Annotated in this window: 17 protein-coding genes and 2 tRNA genes; 9 read left to right on the top strand and 10 right to left on the bottom strand. The window is 71.2% G+C overall.

Annotated features, from left to right (window positions below; translation table 11 throughout):
* Positions 1-80 precede the first annotated feature (80 nt).
* The 6 genes from guaB to FHY05_RS05620 all read left to right on the top strand — a co-directional run bounded on the left by guaB (position 81) and on the right by FHY05_RS05620 (position 5,222).
* The gene (gene guaB, locus FHY05_RS05595; protein ID WP_183943391.1) at positions 81-1,538 is read left to right on the top strand and encodes an IMP dehydrogenase; all 1,458 of its coding nucleotides are present in this window, start codon (positions 81-83) and stop codon (positions 1,536-1,538) included.
* Positions 1,539-2,693 (top strand): RsmB/NOP family class I SAM-dependent RNA methyltransferase, encoded by a 1,155-nt coding sequence (locus FHY05_RS05600; protein WP_183943392.1) that lies wholly within the window; start codon positions 1,539-1,541, stop codon positions 2,691-2,693.
* A gap of 33 nt (positions 2,694-2,726) precedes the next feature.
* A complete protein-coding gene (locus FHY05_RS05605) occupies positions 2,727-3,248 on the top strand; it encodes a M48 family metallopeptidase (protein WP_183943393.1) in 522 nt (173 codons plus the stop codon).
* A 72-nt stretch (positions 3,249-3,320) separates the two neighbouring features.
* On the top strand, positions 3,321-4,046 hold the full coding sequence (gene ccmC, locus FHY05_RS05610; RefSeq protein WP_183943394.1) for a heme ABC transporter permease CcmC: 726 nt from the start codon (positions 3,321-3,323) through the stop codon (positions 4,044-4,046).
* Positions 4,047-4,143: 97 nt separating this feature from the next.
* Complete coding sequence (gene ccmE / locus FHY05_RS05615) at positions 4,144-4,581, top strand: cytochrome c maturation protein CcmE (protein WP_183943395.1); 438 nt, start codon at positions 4,144-4,146, stop codon at positions 4,579-4,581.
* Complete coding sequence (locus FHY05_RS05620) at positions 4,581-5,222, top strand: hypothetical protein (RefSeq protein ID WP_183943396.1); 642 nt, start codon at positions 4,581-4,583, stop codon at positions 5,220-5,222. Before ccmE ends, FHY05_RS05620 begins: the two co-directional genes overlap by 1 nt.
* Positions 5,223-5,238: 16 nt before the next feature.
* On the opposite strand, the gene FHY05_RS05625 is transcribed toward FHY05_RS05620, so the two are convergent.
* Positions 5,239-5,460, bottom strand: coding sequence for a DUF3072 domain-containing protein (locus FHY05_RS05625; protein WP_183943397.1), 222 nt, complete (start codon positions 5,458-5,460; stop codon positions 5,239-5,241).
* Positions 5,461-5,594: 134 nt separating this feature from the next.
* Between FHY05_RS05625 and FHY05_RS05630 the strand changes: the two genes are divergently transcribed.
* A complete protein-coding gene (locus FHY05_RS05630) occupies positions 5,595-7,517 on the top strand; it encodes a potassium transporter Kup (RefSeq protein WP_183943398.1) in 1,923 nt (640 codons plus the stop codon).
* Positions 7,514-8,041 carry a 2'-5' RNA ligase family protein gene (locus FHY05_RS05635; protein WP_183943399.1) on the top strand — a complete coding sequence of 176 codons (528 nt, stop codon included), beginning with the start codon at positions 7,514-7,516 and terminating at the stop codon, positions 8,039-8,041. The genes FHY05_RS05630 and FHY05_RS05635 overlap by 4 nt, the downstream gene beginning before the upstream one ends.
* 109 nt (positions 8,042-8,150) lie before the next feature.
* Here the strand turns inward: FHY05_RS05635 and FHY05_RS05640 are convergent.
* Together FHY05_RS05640 and rimO are read right to left on the bottom strand one after the other, a co-directional pair.
* A tRNA-Met gene (locus FHY05_RS05640) sits at positions 8,151-8,227 on the bottom strand.
* Positions 8,228-8,279: 52 nt separating this feature from the next.
* Entirely contained in the window at positions 8,280-9,617 is a 1,338-nt protein-coding gene (gene rimO / locus FHY05_RS05645) for a 30S ribosomal protein S12 methylthiotransferase RimO (protein WP_183943400.1), read from the bottom strand.
* Between the two features lie 94 nt (positions 9,618-9,711).
* On the opposite strand from rimO, the gene FHY05_RS05650 reads away from it, so the two are divergent.
* Positions 9,712-10,806, top strand: a complete 1,095-nt coding sequence (locus tag FHY05_RS05650; RefSeq protein WP_183943401.1) for an anhydro-N-acetylmuramic acid kinase — start codon at positions 9,712-9,714, stop codon at positions 10,804-10,806.
* A gap of 2 nt (positions 10,807-10,808) precedes the next feature.
* Here FHY05_RS05650 and FHY05_RS05655 read toward each other — a convergent pair whose 3' ends face one another.
* From FHY05_RS05655 to aroA, 7 genes are all read right to left on the bottom strand, one after another.
* On the bottom strand, positions 10,809-11,231 hold the full coding sequence (locus FHY05_RS05655) for a DUF4112 domain-containing protein (protein WP_183943402.1): 423 nt from the start codon (positions 11,229-11,231) through the stop codon (positions 10,809-10,811).
* Between the two features lie 5 nt (positions 11,232-11,236).
* Entirely contained in the window at positions 11,237-12,517 is a 1,281-nt protein-coding gene (locus FHY05_RS05660) for an ABC transporter substrate-binding protein (protein WP_311732376.1), read from the bottom strand.
* A 179-nt stretch (positions 12,518-12,696) separates the two neighbouring features.
* Positions 12,697-12,780, bottom strand: a tRNA-Leu gene (locus tag FHY05_RS05665).
* 49 nt (positions 12,781-12,829) lie between these two features.
* Positions 12,830-13,114 (bottom strand): integration host factor subunit beta, encoded by a 285-nt coding sequence (locus FHY05_RS05670; RefSeq protein WP_183943403.1) that lies wholly within the window; start codon positions 13,112-13,114, stop codon positions 12,830-12,832.
* Positions 13,115-13,308: 194 nt separating this feature from the next.
* Complete coding sequence (gene rpsA / locus FHY05_RS05675) at positions 13,309-15,015, bottom strand: 30S ribosomal protein S1 (protein WP_183943404.1); 1,707 nt, start codon at positions 15,013-15,015, stop codon at positions 13,309-13,311.
* 422 nt (positions 15,016-15,437) lie between these two features.
* The gene (locus tag FHY05_RS05680) at positions 15,438-16,088 is read right to left on the bottom strand and encodes a d(CMP) kinase (protein ID WP_183943405.1); all 651 of its coding nucleotides are present in this window, start codon (positions 16,086-16,088) and stop codon (positions 15,438-15,440) included.
* Positions 16,085-17,428 (bottom strand): 3-phosphoshikimate 1-carboxyvinyltransferase, encoded by a 1,344-nt coding sequence (gene aroA / locus FHY05_RS05685; protein ID WP_183943406.1) that lies wholly within the window; start codon positions 17,426-17,428, stop codon positions 16,085-16,087. The genes FHY05_RS05680 and aroA overlap by 4 nt, the downstream gene beginning before the upstream one ends.
* Between the last annotated feature and the right edge of the window lie 43 nt (positions 17,429-17,471).

Consider the following 17,471-nt stretch of genomic DNA (forward strand, 5'->3'; position numbering starts at 1 on the left):
GCGGGGCGGGGGGCCTAGCGAGATGCGGGGAACGCGGTTACATGGCGCGCCACTCCTCGCTCCCAAGGATTCGGCGCCCCATGGACATCCGCCTCGGCCTCACCTTCGACGACGTGCTGCTGACGCCCGCCGAGTCCGCGGTGCTCCCCGGCGAGGCGGACACGCGCACGAAGCTGACGCGCGACATCGCGCTCAACATCCCGATCCTGTCCTCGGCGATGGACACCGTCACCGAGGCCGACATGGCGATCGTGATGGCGCAGCTGGGCGGCATGGGCGTGCTCCACCGCAACCTCACCGTCGACGAGCAGGTCGCCGCGGTGCGCCAGGTCAAGCGCTTCGAGAGCGGCATGGTGGTCAACCCGATCACGATCGCGCCCGAGGCGACGCTGGCGCAGGCGCAGGCCCTGATGAAGGCCAACCGGATCAGCGGGATCCCGGTGGTGGAGCGCGACGGCAAGCTGGTCGGCATCCTCACCAACCGCGACGTGCGGTTCGCCGAGAACCCCAACCAGCCCGTCGCCGAGCTGATGACGCGCGAGAACCTCGTCACCGTCTCGACCGGCGTCGCGAAGGAAGAGGCGCGCCGGCTGCTCCACCAGCGCCGCATCGAGAAATTGCTGGTGGTCGACGACGCCTATCGCTGCGTCGGGCTGATCACCGTGAAGGACATCGAGAAAGCGGTGATGTACCCGGAGGCGACCAAGGACGCCGCCGGTCGCCTGCGCGTCGCCGCCGCCACCACCGTCGGCGACAAGGGCTTCGCGCGCACCGAGGCGTTGGTCGACGCCGAGTGCGACCTCATCGTCATCGACACCGCGCACGGCCACAACCGCGACGTCGCGCGCGCGGTCGAGCGGGTGAAGAAGCTCTCCAACGCGGTCCAGGTCGTCGCCGGCAACGTCGCCACCGCCGAGGCGACGCGCGCGCTGATCGACGCCGGCGCGGACGGCATCAAGGTCGGCATCGGCCCGGGCTCGATCTGCACCACGCGAGTCGTCGCCGGCGTCGGCGTGCCCCAGCTCACCGCGGTGATGGACTGCGCCGAGGCCGGCGCCGTCGCGGGCGTGCCCGTGATCGCCGACGGCGGACTGCGCACCTCGGGCGATCTCGCCAAGGCGCTCGCCGCCGGCGCGTCGACCTGCATGGTCGGCTCGCTGCTCGCCGGCACCGAGGAGGCGCCGGGAGAAACCTTCCTTTATCAAGGGCGTGCGTACAAGTCCTATCGCGGGATGGGAAGCGTGGGCGCGATGGGGCGCGGGTCGGCCGACCGCTATTTCCAGGGCGAGGTGCGCGACCAGCTCAAGCTCGTCCCCGAGGGAATCGAGGGGCAGGTGCCGTACAAGGGCCCGGCGCGCGACGTGATCCACCAGCTGGTCGGCGGCATCAAGGCGGCGATGGGCTATACCGGCTCGGCGACGATCCGCGACCTGCAGCAGCGCGCGCGCTTCGTCCAGATCACCGGCGCGGGGCTCAAGGAGAGCCATGTCCACGACGTCACGATCACGCGCGAGGCGCCCAACTACCCGACCCGCTGAGTGACTCCCGCGGCGCGCACCCAGGCGGCGATCGAGCTGCTCGACTCGATCGTCATCGCCGCGGAACAGGGCGGGGCCGCGGCGGACACGCTGATCGCGCGCTATTTCGCCGCGCGGCGCTACGCCGGATCGAAGGACCGCCGCGCGGTGCGTGAGCTGGTCTATGCCGCGATCCGCGCGCTCGGCGAGCGGCCGGCGAGCGGGCGAGCGGCGCTGGTCGCGCTCGCCCGCCAGGACGCGGCGCTCGCCGCCACCTTCGACGGCTCGGCGCACGGCCCTGCGCCGATCGGCGACGAGCCCGCGGCGGCGCCCGGGGTGCTGCCGCGCTGGCTCGCGGAGCGGTTGATGGCATCGGGGCTCGGCGACGACGAGCAGGCCGCGCTGGTGCAGCGCGCGCCACTCGACGTTCGCGTCAATCGGCGGCGCGGAGAGGCGCCCGTGATCGACGGCGCCTCACCGATCGCCGGCCTCCCGGACGCGCTGCGGCTACCCGCGGGCACGGACCTCGCGCCGCTCGCCGGGTTGGTCGAGCCGCAGGACGCCGGCAGCCAGGCGGTGACGCTCGCCGCCGGTGCCGCGCCGGGGATGACGGTGCTCGACCTCTGCGCCGGAGCCGGAGGCAAGAGTCTCGCGCTCGCCGCCGCGATGGCGGACGAGGGGCGGATCATCGCCAGCGACGTCGACCGCGCTCGGCTCGCCCGGCTCGCGCCGCGTGCCGAACGCGCCGGGGTGACGATCATCGAGACTCGCCTGCTCGACGGGGGCCGCGAGGCCGCCGCGCTCGCCGACGTCAGCGCCGACGTCGTCTTCGTCGACGCGCCCTGCTCGGGCAGCGGCACGTGGCGGCGCAACCCCGAGGCGCGCTGGCGGCTCACCCCCGAGCGGCTCGAGCGCTACGCGACGATGCAGCGCCACGTGCTCGCCCTCGGGGCGTCGGCGGTGCGTCCCGGCGGCGCGCTGGTCTTCGTCACCTGCTCGCTGCTCGACGCCGAGGGCGCCGACCAGGTCGAGCGTTTCCTCGCCGACCATCGCGGGTGGGCCGCCGAGCCGCTCGCGCTGCCGTTCGGGCGCACGCGCGGTCCCGGCGTCCGTCTCACCCCAGCGCACGACGGCACCGACGGTTTTTTCGTCGCGCGGCTGCGGGCACCATGCTAGGCGACGGCGATCGTGTCGAAGCTGGAGCCGTTCATGCGTTTCACCTCGGTCGCCACTGCGGCGGCGCTGGCGCTGGTGTCGATCTCGACCTCGCTGCACGGCCAGCGCCCGGACGACCAGATCGATCCGCGCAGCCTGGCGCTGCTCCAGCAGGGCAAGGCGGCGCGCGCCGCGGGCAACCTCGACGGCGCCACCGACCTGTTCGAGAGCGCCGTGACGGTCGATCCGCGCAACCGCCAGGCCTTCATCGCGCTCGCCCAGGTGGCCGAGGCGCGTCAGCTTCCGGGCAAGGCGATCCGGCTGTATCGCGAGGCGCTGCTGCTCGAGCCCAACGATATCGCCGCGCTGGCGGGGCAGGGCGAGGCGATGGTCGCGAAAGGCGCGGTGGAGCGCGCCAAGCAGAATCTCGCGCGCGTGCGCAGCTTGTGCCAGGGCCAGTGCACGCAGGCGACCGAGCTCGCCGGCGTGATCGCGAAGGGCCCGCCGGTCACCACCGCGCAGGTCAGCGCGCCCAGCACCGTGCCGCCCGCGGCGCCGCCGTCCTCGCACGACTGACCCGCTCGCGTCGCCGGGTGAGAGTCGCTAAGCTGCTGCATCACCTGGCCTAATCACACGTCTGACCGCCTCTTGCCGACGCTTCACGCCCTCGCCAACCCCGCCCGCTTCCTGCGGATCGCGCGCCCGCTCACCCCCTGGCTGTGGTGGCTGGGGGTGGCGCTGGTCGCGTTCGGCAGCTGGGCCGGGCTGACCCAGACGCCGCCCGACTATCTCCAGGGCGAGACGGTGCGGATCCTCTACGTCCATGTGCCGGCGGCGTGGCTCGGCATGGGCGGGTGGAGCGCGATCGCGATCGCCAGCGCGGCCTTCCTGGTGTGGCGCCACCCGCTCGCCGAGGTCGCCGCGCGCGCGGCCGCGGTACCGGGAGCGACCTTCGCCGCTTTGTGCCTCGTCACCGGCGCGATCTGGGGGCGCCCGACCTGGGGGACGTGGTGGCAGTGGGACGGGCGGCTGACCTCGATGCTGCTGCTGTTCTTCGTCTATCTCGGCTTCATCGCGCTCTCCAACGCCGACCGCGAGCGCGGCGGCGACGGGCGCGTGCCCGCGATCTACGGCATCGCCGGCACCGTGCTGCTGCCGATCATCCGCTACTCGGTGGTGTGGTGGAACACGCTGCACCAGGGGGCGAGCATCGGGCTGACCTCGTCGACGATCGACCGCTCGCTGCTGTGGCCGCTGCCGATCATGCTGATCGGCTTCTCCTGCCTGTTCGGCGCGATCGTGCTGATGCGGATGCGCGCGATCCTCGCCGCCGCCAAGGCCGAGGCGCGGCTGCGGCGGAGGGCGCTGGCGTGAACCCCTGGCCCTTCGTCACCGCGGCGTATGTGCTGGTCCTCGGCGCGGGCGCGATGGTCGGCTGGCTGAGCTACCGCGCGATGCGGAAGCACGAGAAGTGACGCCCAAGTCGCAGCGGATGACGCTGGTGGTGCTCGGCCTCGTCGCGCTCGCCGCGGCCGCGCTGCTGGCCCTGTCGGGGCTGCGCGGGCAGGCCGCTTTCTTCTACGCGCCGAGCGACGTGCGCGGCGCCCTGCCCGCGCCGGACCGCGCGGTGCGGCTCGGCGGCATGGTCGAGCGCGGCTCCATCCGACGCGCGGGCGACGGCGTGTCGATCGCCTTCACGGTGACCGACGGGCAGGCGACGACGCCGGTGCGCTTCAGCGGCATCGCGCCCGACCTGTTCCGCGAGGGCTCCGGCGTGGTCGCCGAGGGGCATTTCAACCCCGACGGCTCGTTCAGCGCGACCAACCTGCTCGCCAAGCACGACGAGAGATACATGCCGCCGCAGATGGCGGGGAAGATGCACGAGACCCGCACGCTGGAGAAGCAGTGATGGGCTTCGTCGCGCTGCTGCTGCTCGGCGCCGGCGCTTTCGGTGCCTTGGCGCTGCTGCGCGCGGAGCGGGCGCTGTGGACGCTGCTCGCCGCGGCCCTGTGCCTGGGCGGCGCCGGCTATGCCTGGCAGGGCTCGCCGCTGCTCGGCGCGCGGCCGGCGTCGCCGCGCACCGAGACCGCGCCGATCGACCCCGACGAGATCGCGCTGCGCGACAGCCTGCTCGGCCGCTACACCGCCGACACCGCCTATCTCGTCGCCGCCGACGCCATGACCCGCAGCGGCAACAGTCGCGCCGCCGCGCGGGTGGTGGTGGGGGGCCTCTCGAAGCTTCCGAAGAGCTTCATCCTGTGGACCTGGGCGGGCGTGACGCTCGCGGCCGACGCGGGCGATCGACTCTCGCCGCCGGCGCTGCTCGCCTTCCGCCAGGCGGCGCGGCTCGCGCCCGAGCATCCGGCGCCGCCTTATTACCTCGGCATGGCGTATTTGAAGGCGGGCCAACTCGCCCAGGCGCGCGCACTGTGGCTGCGCGCGGTGGCGCTCTCCACGCCGGGCACCGACTATCGCCGCGAGCTGGTGCGGCGCGTGCTGGTGCTCGACCAGTTCATCGCGGCGGGCGTCGCCCCCTCGAACGGGGGGTGACGCCCGCGCGATCGGCTCAGTCGGCCTTGCCGCGCCCGGTCTGCTCCTGCAGCGAGTCGATCTTCTTCGACGCGTCGGCCTTGGTCAGCGTGTCGTCGAACGACTCGCCAGCCTCCTCGCTGAGCGTCTTGAGATAGCTCGCCTGCGCGCCGGTCATCGGCTCGTCGCCGGTGGTCCAGTCGTCGGGATCCTTCTCCGCGTTCGAGAAGGGGTGGGTCTTGGGGTTGTCGTCGCTCATCACCATCTCCTTACCGTGTTTATAACCCCGCTGTTCCATCTCTGTTCCGCGTTGCCGGCCCCCGACGCGCGTGCTAGGCGCGCCAGCACGATGGGTAGACACGCGGGCGACGCCTTGAGCACGGTCGGCAACGCATGAGCGTGAACACCGACGACCCGGCGGTCCGGGCGCAGGCCCAGTCGGGTCACCATCACGGCAGCGGCGACGGGCTCGCGCGGCTCGCGCTCGGCGCCATCGGCGTGGTGTACGGCGACATCGGCACGAGCCCGCTCTACGCGATGAAAGAGGTGTTCGTCGGGCATCACCCGCTCGCGGTCGACCCGCTCCATATCTTCGGCGTGATCAGCCTCGTCTTCTGGTCGCTGATGCTGATCGTGACCCTCAAATACGTGCTGATCATCCTGCGCGCCGACAACAACGGCGAGGGGGGCAGCCTCGCGCTCCTGGCGCTGATCCAGCGCCGCTCGGGCGCGGGCAAACGCTGGGGTCCGAGCCTCGTCATCCTCGGCGTGCTCGCCACCGCGTTGTTCTTCGGCGACTGTATGATCACGCCCGCGATCTCCGTGCTGTCCGCGGTCGAGGGGCTGGCGACGGTCGAGCAGGGCTTCGACTCGTTCGTGCTGCCGATCGCGGTGACGATCCTGATCGCGCTCTTCTATCTCCAGTCGATCGGGACGGAGAAGGTGGGTCGGCTGTTCGGGCCGATCATGCTGGTCTATTTCATCGTGCTCGCGGTCATGGGCGGGATCCATATCGTCGAGCGGCCCGACATCTTCTACGCGCTCAACCCGATGTACGCGGTCCGCTTCGCCGCCAACGACGGGACGCTCGCCTTTCTCGCGCTCGGCTCGGTGGTGCTGGCGGTCACCGGCGCGGAGGCGCTCTACGCCGACATGGGGCATTTCGGGCGCAAGCCGATCTCCTACGCCTGGCTCGGCTTCGTGCTGCCCGCGCTGATGATCAACTATCTCGGCCAGGGCGCGCTGCTGCTGGAGAACCCGGCCGCGGCGGAGAATCCCTTCTTCCTGATGGCGCCGGAGAGTTGGCGGCTGTGGCTGGTGATCCTCGCCACGATGGCGACGGTGATCGCGAGCCAGGCGGTGATCACCGGCGCCTATTCGGTGGTGCAGCAGGCGGTGCAGCTCGGGCTGATGCCGCGCATCCGCATCACGCATACGAGCGCCTCGGAGGCAGGCCAGATCTACATCCCGGCGGTCAACTGGGCGCTGATGATCATGGTGCTCCTGCTGGTGTTCGGGTTCGGCGAGTCGTCCAACCTCGCCGCCGCCTACGGCATCGCGGTGACGGGGACGATGTTCATCTCGACCTGCATGGTCGGGGTGCTGATCCGCCGCGTGTGGCACTGGCCGATCTGGGCGACCGCGCTGTTCGAGATCACCTTCCTGTCGATCGACGGACTCTATTTCGCGTCGAACCTGACCAAGGTGCCCGACGGCGGCTGGTTCCCGCTGCTGGTCGCGGTGATCGTCTTCGTGCTGCTCACCACCTGGTCGCAGGGCCGCAAGCTGATGCTCGAGCGGATGCGCGAGGCGGCGATGCCGATCAAGATCTTCATCGATTCGGCCGCGACCTCCGCGACGCGCGTGCCGGGCACCGCGGTGTTCATGACTTCCACCCCCGAGGGCGTGCCGCACGCGCTGCTCCACAATCTCAAGCACAATCGCGTGCTGCACGAGCGCGTGATCCTGCTGACCGTGCGAGTCACCGACATGCCCTACTTCCCGGAGGAGGATCGCTTCCTCCACGAGGATCTCGGGCAGGGCTTCCACCGGGTGGTGCTGCGCTACGGCTTCATGGAGGAGCCCGACGTGCCGGCGCACCTGCGCGCCTATGACGGCTGCGGGGCCGAGTTCCGCATGATGGACACCAGCTTCTTCCTCAGCCGCCAGACGTTGCTCGCCTCGGACCGGCCGGGGATGGCGATCTGGCGCGAGAAGCTGTTCAGCTGGATGCTGCGCAACGCCGAGAGCGCGATGGAGTTCTTCCGCCTGCCGACCAACCGCGTGGTCGAGCTCGGCAGTCAGATCGAGATTTGAGCGCGCACGCCGCCCCGCTTCCGGCACCGATCATCGTCACCGCTCTGTTCGGCGCGGCGGACCAGGACTTCCTCGACTCGCAGCGGCGTGCCTTCTTCCCGCCCGAGCGCAACCAGCTCGCCGCGCACCTGACCATGTTCCACCATCTGCCGCCAAGCGGCGCGGCCGAGCTGCGCCAGCGGCTGGTGACGGAGACCCGCGGCGTGCCGCCGCCGCGCGCGCGGCTGGCGGGTGTGATATCGCTCGGACGCGGCGTCGCCTATCGCGTCGAGAGCGCCGAGCTGGAGGCGATCCGCGCGCGCCTTGCCGAGTCGTTCCGCGGGCTCCTGACACCACAGGACCAGTCCGGTTGGCGCGCGCACGTGACGGTGCAGAACAAGGTCGAGCCGAGCGAGGCGCGCGCGCTGCTCGAGCGGCTCAAGGCGGCGTTCGTCGCGCGGCCGGTGACGATCGCCGGGCTTGCGGCTCACTGGTACCGGGGTGGTCCGTGGGAGCCGCTGTCGCGCCACCTGTTCGACGGCTGAGCGCGGATCGATGCCAGAGAAGCCGTCGCATCACGTCACGACGTCTCACGACCCGCCGCAGACCGTGACGACTGCCGACGGGAGGAACCGACGTCATGGACGATCGTGTTGGTAGCGGAGGAGGGACTTGAACCCCCGACACGCGGATTATGATTCCGCTGCTCTAACCAGCTGAGCTACTCCGCCCCACGGGCATTCGCCGAAGCGAGGGCGCCTCTTAGCAGGGCGCGCGGTGCCGTCAAGCGGCAACCGGCACGCCGTACAGATCATGCTCGTCGGCATCCTCGATCGCCACCCGCACGATGTCGCCGGGGACGAGATGACCGGCGTCGCGCAGCTGTACCTCGCCGTCGATCTCGGGCGCGTCCGCCTGCGAGCGCGCGGTCGCGCCGCCGCTCGCCGCGTCGACCGCGTCGACGATCACCTCGAGCGTGCGCCCGACCTTGGCGGCGAGCTTGGCGGTCGAGATCGCCGCGGTCTTCTCCATGAGGCGGGCGTAGCGCTCCTCCTTGACCGCCTCGGTCACCGGGTCGGGCAGGTCGTTCGCCGAGGCGCCCGCGACCGGCTCGAAGCGGAAAGCACCGACGCGATCGAGCTGCGCCTCGTCGAGCCAGTCGAGCAGATACTGGAAGTCGGCCTCGGTCTCGCCCGGGAAGCCGACCACGAAGGTCGAGCGGATCGCGATATCGGGGCAGATCTCGCGCCAGGCGCGGATACGGCCGAGCACCTTGGCGTCGTTGGCCGGCCGCTTCATGCGGCGCAGCACCGCGGGCGCGGCATGCTGGAAGGGGATGTCGAGATAGGGGAGCACCAGCCCCTCCGCCATCAGCGGTATGACCTGATCGACGTGCGGGTAGGGGTAGACGTAGTGGAGCCGGACCCAGGGCGCGATCTGGCCGAGCTCGCGCGCGAGGTCGGTCATGTGTGGGCGCACCTCGCGGTCCTTCCAGCGCCGCGGCTGGTCGCGGATGTCGATCCCGTAGGCGGAGGTGTCCTGACTGATCACGAGCAGCTCGCGCGTCCCCGCCGCGACCAGCTTCTCCGCCTCGCGCAGGATCGCGTCGGGGCGGCGGCTGACGAGGTCGCCGCGCAGCGACGGGATGATGCAGAAGGAGCAGCGGTGATTGCAGCCCTCCGAGATCTTCAGGTAGCTGTAGTGGCGCGGGGTCAGCTTGAGCCCGGCGTCGGGGATCAGGTCGACATAGGGGCTGATCGCGACCGGCGCGGCTTCATGGACCGCCTCGACCACCTGCTCATATTCATGCGCGCCGGTGATCGCGAGCACGTCGGGGAAGCGCCGGCGGATCGCCTCCGCTTCCTTGCCCATGCAACCGGTGACGATCACGCGGCCGTTCTCGGCGATCGCCTCGCCGATCGCCTCGAGGCTCTCTTCCTTCGCCGAGTCGAGGAAGCCGCAGGTGTTGACGAGCACGACGTCGGCGCCGGCATAGTCGGGCGACATCTGGTAGCCGTCGGCGCGCAGTTGCGTCAGGATCCGCTCGGAATCGACCAGATTCTTCGGACAGCCGAGCGAGACCATGCCGACGCGCGGCGGGGAGGGGAGTAAAGTTGCCATGAGACGCCGCGCACATAATGCGCGACGGCCCGATTTGCCAGCACCGCTGACGTAGCGATAGGAACGCGAAGTGAACGGGCGGGAGACAGACAGGATGCTGGCGATCGGGCTGATGTCGGGCACCTCGCTCGACGGCATCGACGCGGCGCTGATCGAGACCGACGGCGAGCGCGCCGCGCGGCTGCTGGCGTTCCGCGGCGAGCCCTATTCGGATCCGGCGCGCGCGCAGCTCGCCGCCGCGACCCAGCTCGCGCTCGGCTTCCAGCGCCCGCGCGCCAGCCCGCCGCTCGTGGCCGCGGCCGAGCTGATCACGCGGACGCACACGCTCGCGGTGCAGAAGCTGCTGCGCGACGCCGGGGTGACGGCGGGCGAGGTCGACGTCATCGGCTTCCACGGTCAGACCGTCGCGCATCGCCCCGACCGCGGCTGGACCTGGCAGATCGGCGACGGGCAGACGCTCGCCGACGTCACCGGTATCACGACCGTCGGCGACTTCCGCTCCGCCGACGTCGCCGCGGGCGGACAGGGCGCGCCGCTGCTGCCGGTCTATCACGCCGCGCGCGCGGCCGCGCTCGACGAGCCCGTGGCGGTGCTCAACCTCGGCGGCGTCGCCAATATTACGCTCGTGGCGGACGGCGCCCCGCTCGCCGCCTTCGACACCGGCCCCGCCAACGGCCTGATCGACAGCTGGATGGAGCAGGAAGCGGGCGAGCGCTTCGATCGCGACGGCGCCACCGCCGCGTCCGGTCGAGTCGACGAGAGCGTGCTCGGCGCGATGCTCGACCACCCCTTCTTCGACGCGCCCTATCCCAAGTCGCTCGACCGCAGCGACTTCACGATCCAGCCGGCGCGTGGGCTGAGCCTGGCGGACGGCGCGGCGACGCTGACCGCCTTCACCGCCGCGAGCGTCGCGGTGGCGCTGCGGCTGCTGCCGCGCGTGCCGCGGCGGCTGCTGGTCGGCGGCGGCGGGCGGCTCAACCCGACGCTCATGCGGATGATCGCCGAGCAGACCGGGCTACTCACCGAGCCGGTCGACGTGCTGGGCTGGAACGGTGACTCGCTCGAGGCGGAGGGCTTCGCCTTCATGGCGGTGCGCACGCTGCGCGGGCTGCCGATCAGCTTCCCCGGCACCACCGGCGCATCGCGCCCGCTGTGCGGCGGTACCGTGTTCCGGCCCCGCTCGCGCTGAGGTCAGCGCGTAACGGTCACCGTCGCGGGGTGGTGCTTGTCGAGATAACGCTTGATCCGCTTCACGTTGCGCGTGTTCGAGCGATACATCAGGTCGGCCGCGTCGCCGATCAGCGGGACCGCGCCGAGTACGGTGTCGAAGCCGATCCGCGCGGTCATGCCCAGCAGCGCGACGCGGCTCATGCCCAGGTTGCGTGCCTCCCAGACGATCCACAGACCCATCGCCGCGGTGACCAGGTCGCCCACCACGGGGACCAGCCCGATGACGGCGTCGAGCCCGACGCGACGATTGAGGCCGGGAATGACGAACAGCCCCTCCAGCAGCTGCTCCATTGCCTCGACTCGGCGGCGCACCGAGGCGGGGTCACTGCCGGTCGGCAGTGAGTTGAGCAGCGACGCGGTCAGCGGGGTGGGGCGAGCGTTCATGGACGTTAGTTGGTGTCGGCGCGCAGGCGGTTCAACGGGTGCCAGGCCCGCGCGTTGGGCTGCCACTGGCGCAGCCGCAGCGCCACCAGCGACCAGCGGAACGGTCGCGCCAGCGGAATGAAAGCGACGTCCTCGGTCAGCAGCCGATCGGCGGTGGCGCTGGCGCGCGCGCGCGCGTCGAGCGTGTCGGCGAGCCGCGCCGCCTCGATCGCCGCGCGTGCCGGGTCCGAGCAGGCGACACAGGCCTCGGACAGATACCAGCGCGCGCTGTCATAGGGCGCGACCTCGTCGACCAGGCGCAGGTCGGCGTCGGGCGCGTCGGCGGGGACTCGGACCGGGCGCACACCGATGGCGTAGAGGTCGCGCGCCAGTCGTGCCCAGAGCAAGGTGCCGCCCGCCCCCCCGGGCAGCGCCACTCGCAGCGACGGCGCCGCGCCGCTGGCGAGCCGCCATGCCCCGACACGCGCGCGCGCCGCGGCCTGGCGCTGCTCGGGCAGCACGGTGCTCCACCCTGGATTGGCAGGCGGCGCGGCCGAGTCGAGCTGCTCGGGCAGCAAGGTTTCCCGTGCCGCCCAGTCGCTCGAGACGCTCGCCACCAGGTCACCGCGGTCGAACGCCATCGCCACCGCGCCGCGGTTCGCCGGGTCGGCGAGGAAGCCGTCGCGGCGCACCACCGCGAGCCCGAACAGCCCGGCGGCGGGATCCAGCTTGACGTTGATCGGCGCGGGATTGGCGGCACGCAGCAGCGGCCAGTCCGTGATCGTGCCGCCAGCGACGAGGTCGGACTGACGCTCGACGAATCGCAGGATCGCGGTCGCGGCGCGTTCGCCGCGCAGCAGCACCTCGTCCTCGGGCGTGGGGCCAGGCTCCTCAGGGTCGCGGTCGGGGTCGAGCGCCGGGGTGAGCAGCAGTCCGCCACCGCGCTCGGCCCGGCGGCGCAACGGGCCCGCGCCGCCGGGCGGGCGTGGCCGGTCGCGCACCAGCGCGAGCTCGGGCTGAGCGAAGAGCTTGAGCAGGTCGGGACGCGGCCGCGCCAGCTCGACCTCGATGACCTCGGGGGTCATCTCCACGATCGAGGACACCGCCGTGAGATACGGCGCCAGCCGGTTGCCCGAGCGGGCGGTGATCTCGCGCCGCAGCAGCGCCACGATCTGGGCCGCCCGCACCGGCGCGCCATCGGCCCAGTGCGCGTCGCGCAGGCGGAAGATATAGCTGCGTCCCTCGTCGGTGACGATCCAGCGCTCGGCCACGCCGGCCTCGACCTGACCCGTGGCGTCGAGCCGCACCAGGCCCTCGGCGAGAGAGTCGGTGAGCAGCCGATCGGGCTCGGTCAGCGTGGCGCGCGCGCGCCCGGCGAGCTGGGGCGCGCCGCCGATGACGCTGACGACGACGGGCCCGACGTCGGCGCGCCGGCCGCAGCCGGCGGTGGTCAGCAGCAGCGCCGTCGCGGTCGCTCGCCCGAGGATGGTGCGGACGGCGGGACTCGAACCCGCACGCCGATGGCAGAGGATTTTAAGTCCCCAGCGTCTACCGATTCCGCCACGTCCGCCCATCGCCGCCCACGAAGCGGTTGCGACGGACCGCGTCAACCCGGCGCGTCACTCGCCGACGTTGAGGCGGACGCGCATCTCTTTACCCGGCTTGAAGAAGGGCACCCGCTTGGCGTCGACCTCGACGGTCTCGCCGGTGCGCGGGTTGCGGCCGACGCGCGCGCCGCGCCCCCGCGTGGAGAAAGCGCCAAAGCCGCGCAGCTCGACCCGGCCGTTGTCGGCGAGTCGGGCGGTGATCTCGTCGAAGAAGGTGGCCACGATCGCCTCGACGTCGCGCTGCGCCAGCTCCGGATTACCGGCGGCCAACTGCTGCACCAACTCAGAGCGTATCATCCTGCGTCCACTTCCGGCGTATACCAAACAAGCCGGGTTGATACAGATAAGGCCCGGCGTGCGATAGCACCGATCTGGTCGCTTTTACGCATTATGGGTCAATGACGGACGGTTGCAGCGCTGCGACCGAACGCGAAAGGGGACCGACCTCGCGGCCGATCCCCTCGAACTCACCTCGCGGTGACGACGATGGCTTACTTCTTGGTGTCGCGCGCCTTGAGCGCCTCGCCGAGAATGTCGCCGAGCGACGCACCCGAGTCGGACGAGCCATATTGCGCCACCGCCTGCTTCTCCTCGGCGATCTGCATCGCCTTGACCGAGAAGGTCGGCTTCTTCGAACGGTCGAAGCCCGTCACCATCGCGTCGAACTTCTGGCCGACCTGGAAGCGCTCCGGGCGCTGCTCGTCGCGGTCGCGGCCGAGGTCGGTGCGCTTGATGAAGCCGGTCGCGCCGTCGTCGCCCGCCTGCACCTCGAGGCCGGCGTCGCGGACCTCGAGCACGGTGACCGTGATGACCTGGTTCTTGCCCAGACGGTCGCCCGCACCCGCCGCGACGGGGCCGCCGCGCTCGAGCTGCTTCATGCCGAGCGAGATGCGCTCCTTCTCCGGATCGATGTCGAGCACCACCGCCTGGACGGTCTCGCCCTTGCGGTGCAGGTTGAGCGCGTCCTCACCCGACACGCCCCAGGCGATGTCGGACATGTGGACCATGCCGTCGACATCGTTGTCCAGGCCGATGAAGAGACCGAACTCGGTCGCGTTCTTGACCTCGCCCTCGACGGTCGAGCCGATCGGGTGCGCGGCGGCGAACGCCTCCCACGGGTTGGCCTGCGCCTGCTTCAGGCCCAGCGAGATGCGGCGCTTGTCCTCGTCGACCTCGAGCACCACCACGTCCACCTCCTGCGAGGTCGACACGATCTTGCCCGGATGGACGTTCTTCTTGGTCCACGACATCTCGGAGACGTGGACGAGGCCCTCGATGCCCGGCTCGAGCTCGACGAACGCGCCATACTCGGTGATGTTGGTGACGCGGCCCGACAGCTTGGCGCCGACCGGGTACTTGGACGACGCGCCGTCCCACGGATCGCTCTCGAGCTGCTTCATGCCGAGCGAGATGCGCTGCGTGTCCTTGTTGATGCGGATGATCTGGACGCGCACGGTGTCGCCGATGTTGATCATCTCGCTCGGGTGGCCGACGCGCTTGTAGCTGAGGTCGGTCACGTGCAGCAGGCCGTCGATCCCGCCCAGGTCGACGAAGGCGCCGTAGTCGGTGATGTTCTTCACCACGCCGTCGATGATCTGGCCCTCGTGGAGCGACTGGATCAGGCCCGAGCGCTGCTCGGCGCGGGTCTCTTCCAGCACCGCGCGGCGCGACACCACGATGTTGCCGCGCTTGCGGTCCATCTTGAGGATCTGGAACGGCTGCGGGATGTCCATCAGCGGCGTGACGTCACGCACCGGGCGGATGTCGACCTGCGAGCCGGGGAGGAACGCCACGGCGCCGTTGAGGTCGACGGTGAAGCCGCCCTTGACGCGGCCGAAGATCACGCCCTCGACGCGCGCGGTCTTGCTGAACTCGAGCTCGAGCTTGTCCCAGGCGGCCTCGCGGCGCGCGCGGTCGCGGCTGAGCATCGCCTCGCCGTGCATGTTCTCGACGCGGTCGACATAGACCTCGACCTCGTCGCCGACCTTGAGCTCGGCCTTCTGTCCCGGCGCCGGCGCGAACTCGCGCAGCGGCACGCGGCCCTCGCTCTTCAGACCGACGTCGATCACCGCCAGGTCGTTCTCGATGCCGGTCACGGTGCCGAGCACCACGCGGCCCTCGAAGCTGTCGGCACCGCCGAACATGTCATCGAGCAGCGCCGCGAATTCGTCGCGCGAGGGAGTTGCCGTAGAGGCCATAAATGCTTCGTCCTAGTCGTGTTTCCGGCCAAGCGGTTGGGTCCGCTGGTCTTGGCCATCACCGTCGCGGCGGCCGCATGCCGCGCGCGACATCCGTGTCGGCACGAGGTGCGAGGAGACGCCGCCCATAAGCGAAAAGGCGCGAGAGGACCTGCCTGTCGCGCCGTGCCTCCGCGAGCCCCAGCCCACCGGACCGTTTCTCTATAGCGGATTAGCGAAGGCGGGACAAGCGGGCGACACAGCCGCGATCGGGGTGCTTCCGGCGTCCCCACCACGGGCATCGTCCTGAACTCGTCTCAGTATCCGCGCGGGCCGCCCGTGCCCCAGCCGTCGAGGGCGCGGCACGGTGGATCCCGATACAGGTTCAGGATGACGCTGGGGACTAGGCGCATGGTGAAGCTCCCCAAGTCGGCGCCTCCCGCTTACGCCAGGGGCGCCGCCGTGGCGGCGGCCCGGGTCAGCCGCGCCTCGACCAGCGCGATCGCCTTGGCCACTGCCGCCTCGATCGACAGGAAGCTCGTGTCGAGCTGTGCCGCATCGATCGCGGGCACCAGCGGCGCCGTCGCACGCGAGCTGTCGCGATCGTCGCGCGAGCGGATGTCGGCGAGTACCTGATCGTAGCTGGTGTCGTCGCCGCGCGCGCGCAGCTCGGCGTGGCGGCGCTGCGCGCGGATCATCGGCGTCGCGCGGATGAAGAGCTTGGCGTCGGCGTCGGGCGCGATCACGGTGCCGATGTCGCGCCCGTCGAGCACCGCGCCGCCGGGCTGGTGCGCGAACCTCTTCTGCCGCTGCAGCAGCGCGGCGCGCACCAGCGGGTGGGCCGAGACGATCGAGGCGGTCTGGCCGGTCGAGTCGTCGCGCAGCGCCGGGTCGGCGAGCAGCGTCTCGTCGAAGCCGCAGGCGGCGACCGCGTCGGCCTCGATCGCCGGGTCGAGCTCGAGCCGGATCACGGTGAGCGCCACCGCGCGGTACAGCAGCCCGGTATCGAGGTGCGGCAGATGATAGTGGCGGGCCAGCGCCCGCGCGATCGTGCCTTTGCCCGATGCCGCGGGACCGTCCACCGCGATAATCATGCCGCCTCTCCGGAAAGCTCGGCAAGTTGTTGATAAAAGGCTGGATAGCTCGTGGAAACCGGGCTCGCGTCGTCCAGCGTGATGGGATCCCGCGCGTGCAGCGCCGCCACTGTCATGCTCATCGCGACGCGATGGTCGAGCCGCGTCGCCACCGTGCCACCGCCCGCGATCGTCTCGCCGCCGCTGCCGTGGACGGTGAGCCCGTCCTCGTGTTCCTCGGTCGCCACGCCGTTCGCTTCCAGCGCGGCGCGCATCGCGGCGATACGGTCGCTCTCCTTGACGCGCAGCTCCTCGGCGCCGCGGGCGACGGTGGCACCCGACGCGAAAGCGGCGGCGACGAAGAGCACCGGATATTCGTCGATCATCGACGGCGCCAGGTCGGGCGGGACGGCGATCCCGCTCAGCGCGGCATGGCGCACGCGCAGGTCGGCGACCGGCTCGCCCCCGACGGTGCGCGGATCGAGCTCCGTGATGTCCGCGCCCATCATCCGCAGCGCGGTGACCAGCCCGGCGCGGGTCGGGTTGAGCCCGACATTCTCGATCACCACGTCGCTGCCCGGCACCACCGTGGCGGCGACCATCCAGAAGGCAGCCGACGACGGGTCGCCCGGCACCGTGATCGCCTGGGCGCGCAGCTCGGCCTCACCCTCCAGCGCGATGACGCGACCGCGCGAGCCCTGCTCGACCGTCAGCCGCGCGCCGAACCCGGCGAGCATGCGCTCGCTGTGGTCGCGCGTCGGCACCGGTTCGATCACGCGGGTGACTCCCGGCGTGTTCAGCCCGGCGAGCAGCACCGCCGACTTCACCTGCGCCGAGGCGACCGGCAGTTCGTAGGCGATCGGCACCGCGGGGACGAGACCGCGCACCGTCAGCGGCAACCGCCCGCCCGGCGCCGCCGCGATGTCAGCGCCCATCTGCGCGAGCGGCGTGATGACCCGCCCCATCGGCCGGCCGGACAGCGAGGCGTCGCCGACGAAGGTCGCGCTGATCGCATGGCTGGCGACCAGACCCATGAGCAGCCGCGTCGACGTGCCCGAATTGCCCATGTCCAACGCCTGCGCGGGCTGGAGCAGGCCGCCGACCCCTACGCCCTGGACGCGCCACACGGCATCGTCGCCGCGGTCGATCGTGGCGCCCATCGCGCGCATCGCCGCGGCGGTCGCGAGCACGTCCTCGCCTTCGAGCAGTCCTTCGATCCGGCTCTCGCCGATCGCCAGCGCGGAGAGCATGAGCGAGCGATGGCTGATCGACTTGTCGCCGGGGACGCGGATGCGGCCGGAGAGCCGTGCGGGTGCGCGGATCACGCGCGGGGAAGCGGGGGAGTGGGGGAAATGCGCCATTGTGCGCGGTGCTTGCCAGCCGGCTTGTGCTATGGCAAGGCGC

It is taken from the genome of Sphingomonas sp. BK580, assembly GCF_014194975.1.
GTDB lineage: Bacteria > Pseudomonadota > Alphaproteobacteria > Sphingomonadales > Sphingomonadaceae > Sphingomonas.

Excerpts from the sequence above, each read along its gene's own strand:
- FHY05_RS05670 (WP_183943403.1), bottom strand. The coding sequence starts at position 13,114 with ATGATACGCTCTGAGTTGGTGCAGCAGTTGGCCGCCGGTAATCCGGAG.
- FHY05_RS05620 (WP_183943396.1), top strand. The coding sequence starts at position 4,581 with ATGGGCTTCGTCGCGCTGCTGCTGCTCGGCGCCGGCGCTTTCGGTGCC.
- guaB (WP_183943391.1), top strand. The coding sequence starts at position 81 with ATGGACATCCGCCTCGGCCTCACCTTCGACGACGTGCTGCTGACGCCC.
- rimO (WP_183943400.1), bottom strand. The coding sequence starts at position 9,617 with ATGGCAACTTTACTCCCCTCCCCGCCGCGCGTCGGCATGGTCTCGCTC.
- aroA (WP_183943406.1), bottom strand. The coding sequence starts at position 17,428 with ATGGCGCATTTCCCCCACTCCCCCGCTTCCCCGCGCGTGATCCGCGCA.
- FHY05_RS05625 (WP_183943397.1), bottom strand. The coding sequence starts at position 5,460 with ATGAGCGACGACAACCCCAAGACCCACCCCTTCTCGAACGCGGAGAAG.
- FHY05_RS05605 (WP_183943393.1), top strand. The coding sequence starts at position 2,727 with ATGCGTTTCACCTCGGTCGCCACTGCGGCGGCGCTGGCGCTGGTGTCG.
- FHY05_RS05630 (WP_183943398.1), top strand. The coding sequence starts at position 5,595 with ATGAGCGTGAACACCGACGACCCGGCGGTCCGGGCGCAGGCCCAGTCG.
- FHY05_RS05680 (WP_183943405.1), bottom strand. The coding sequence starts at position 16,088 with ATGATTATCGCGGTGGACGGTCCCGCGGCATCGGGCAAAGGCACGATC.
- FHY05_RS05655 (WP_183943402.1), bottom strand. The coding sequence starts at position 11,231 with ATGAACGCTCGCCCCACCCCGCTGACCGCGTCGCTGCTCAACTCACTG.
- FHY05_RS05650 (WP_183943401.1), top strand. The coding sequence starts at position 9,712 with ATGCTGGCGATCGGGCTGATGTCGGGCACCTCGCTCGACGGCATCGAC.
- rpsA (WP_183943404.1), bottom strand. The coding sequence starts at position 15,015 with ATGGCCTCTACGGCAACTCCCTCGCGCGACGAATTCGCGGCGCTGCTC.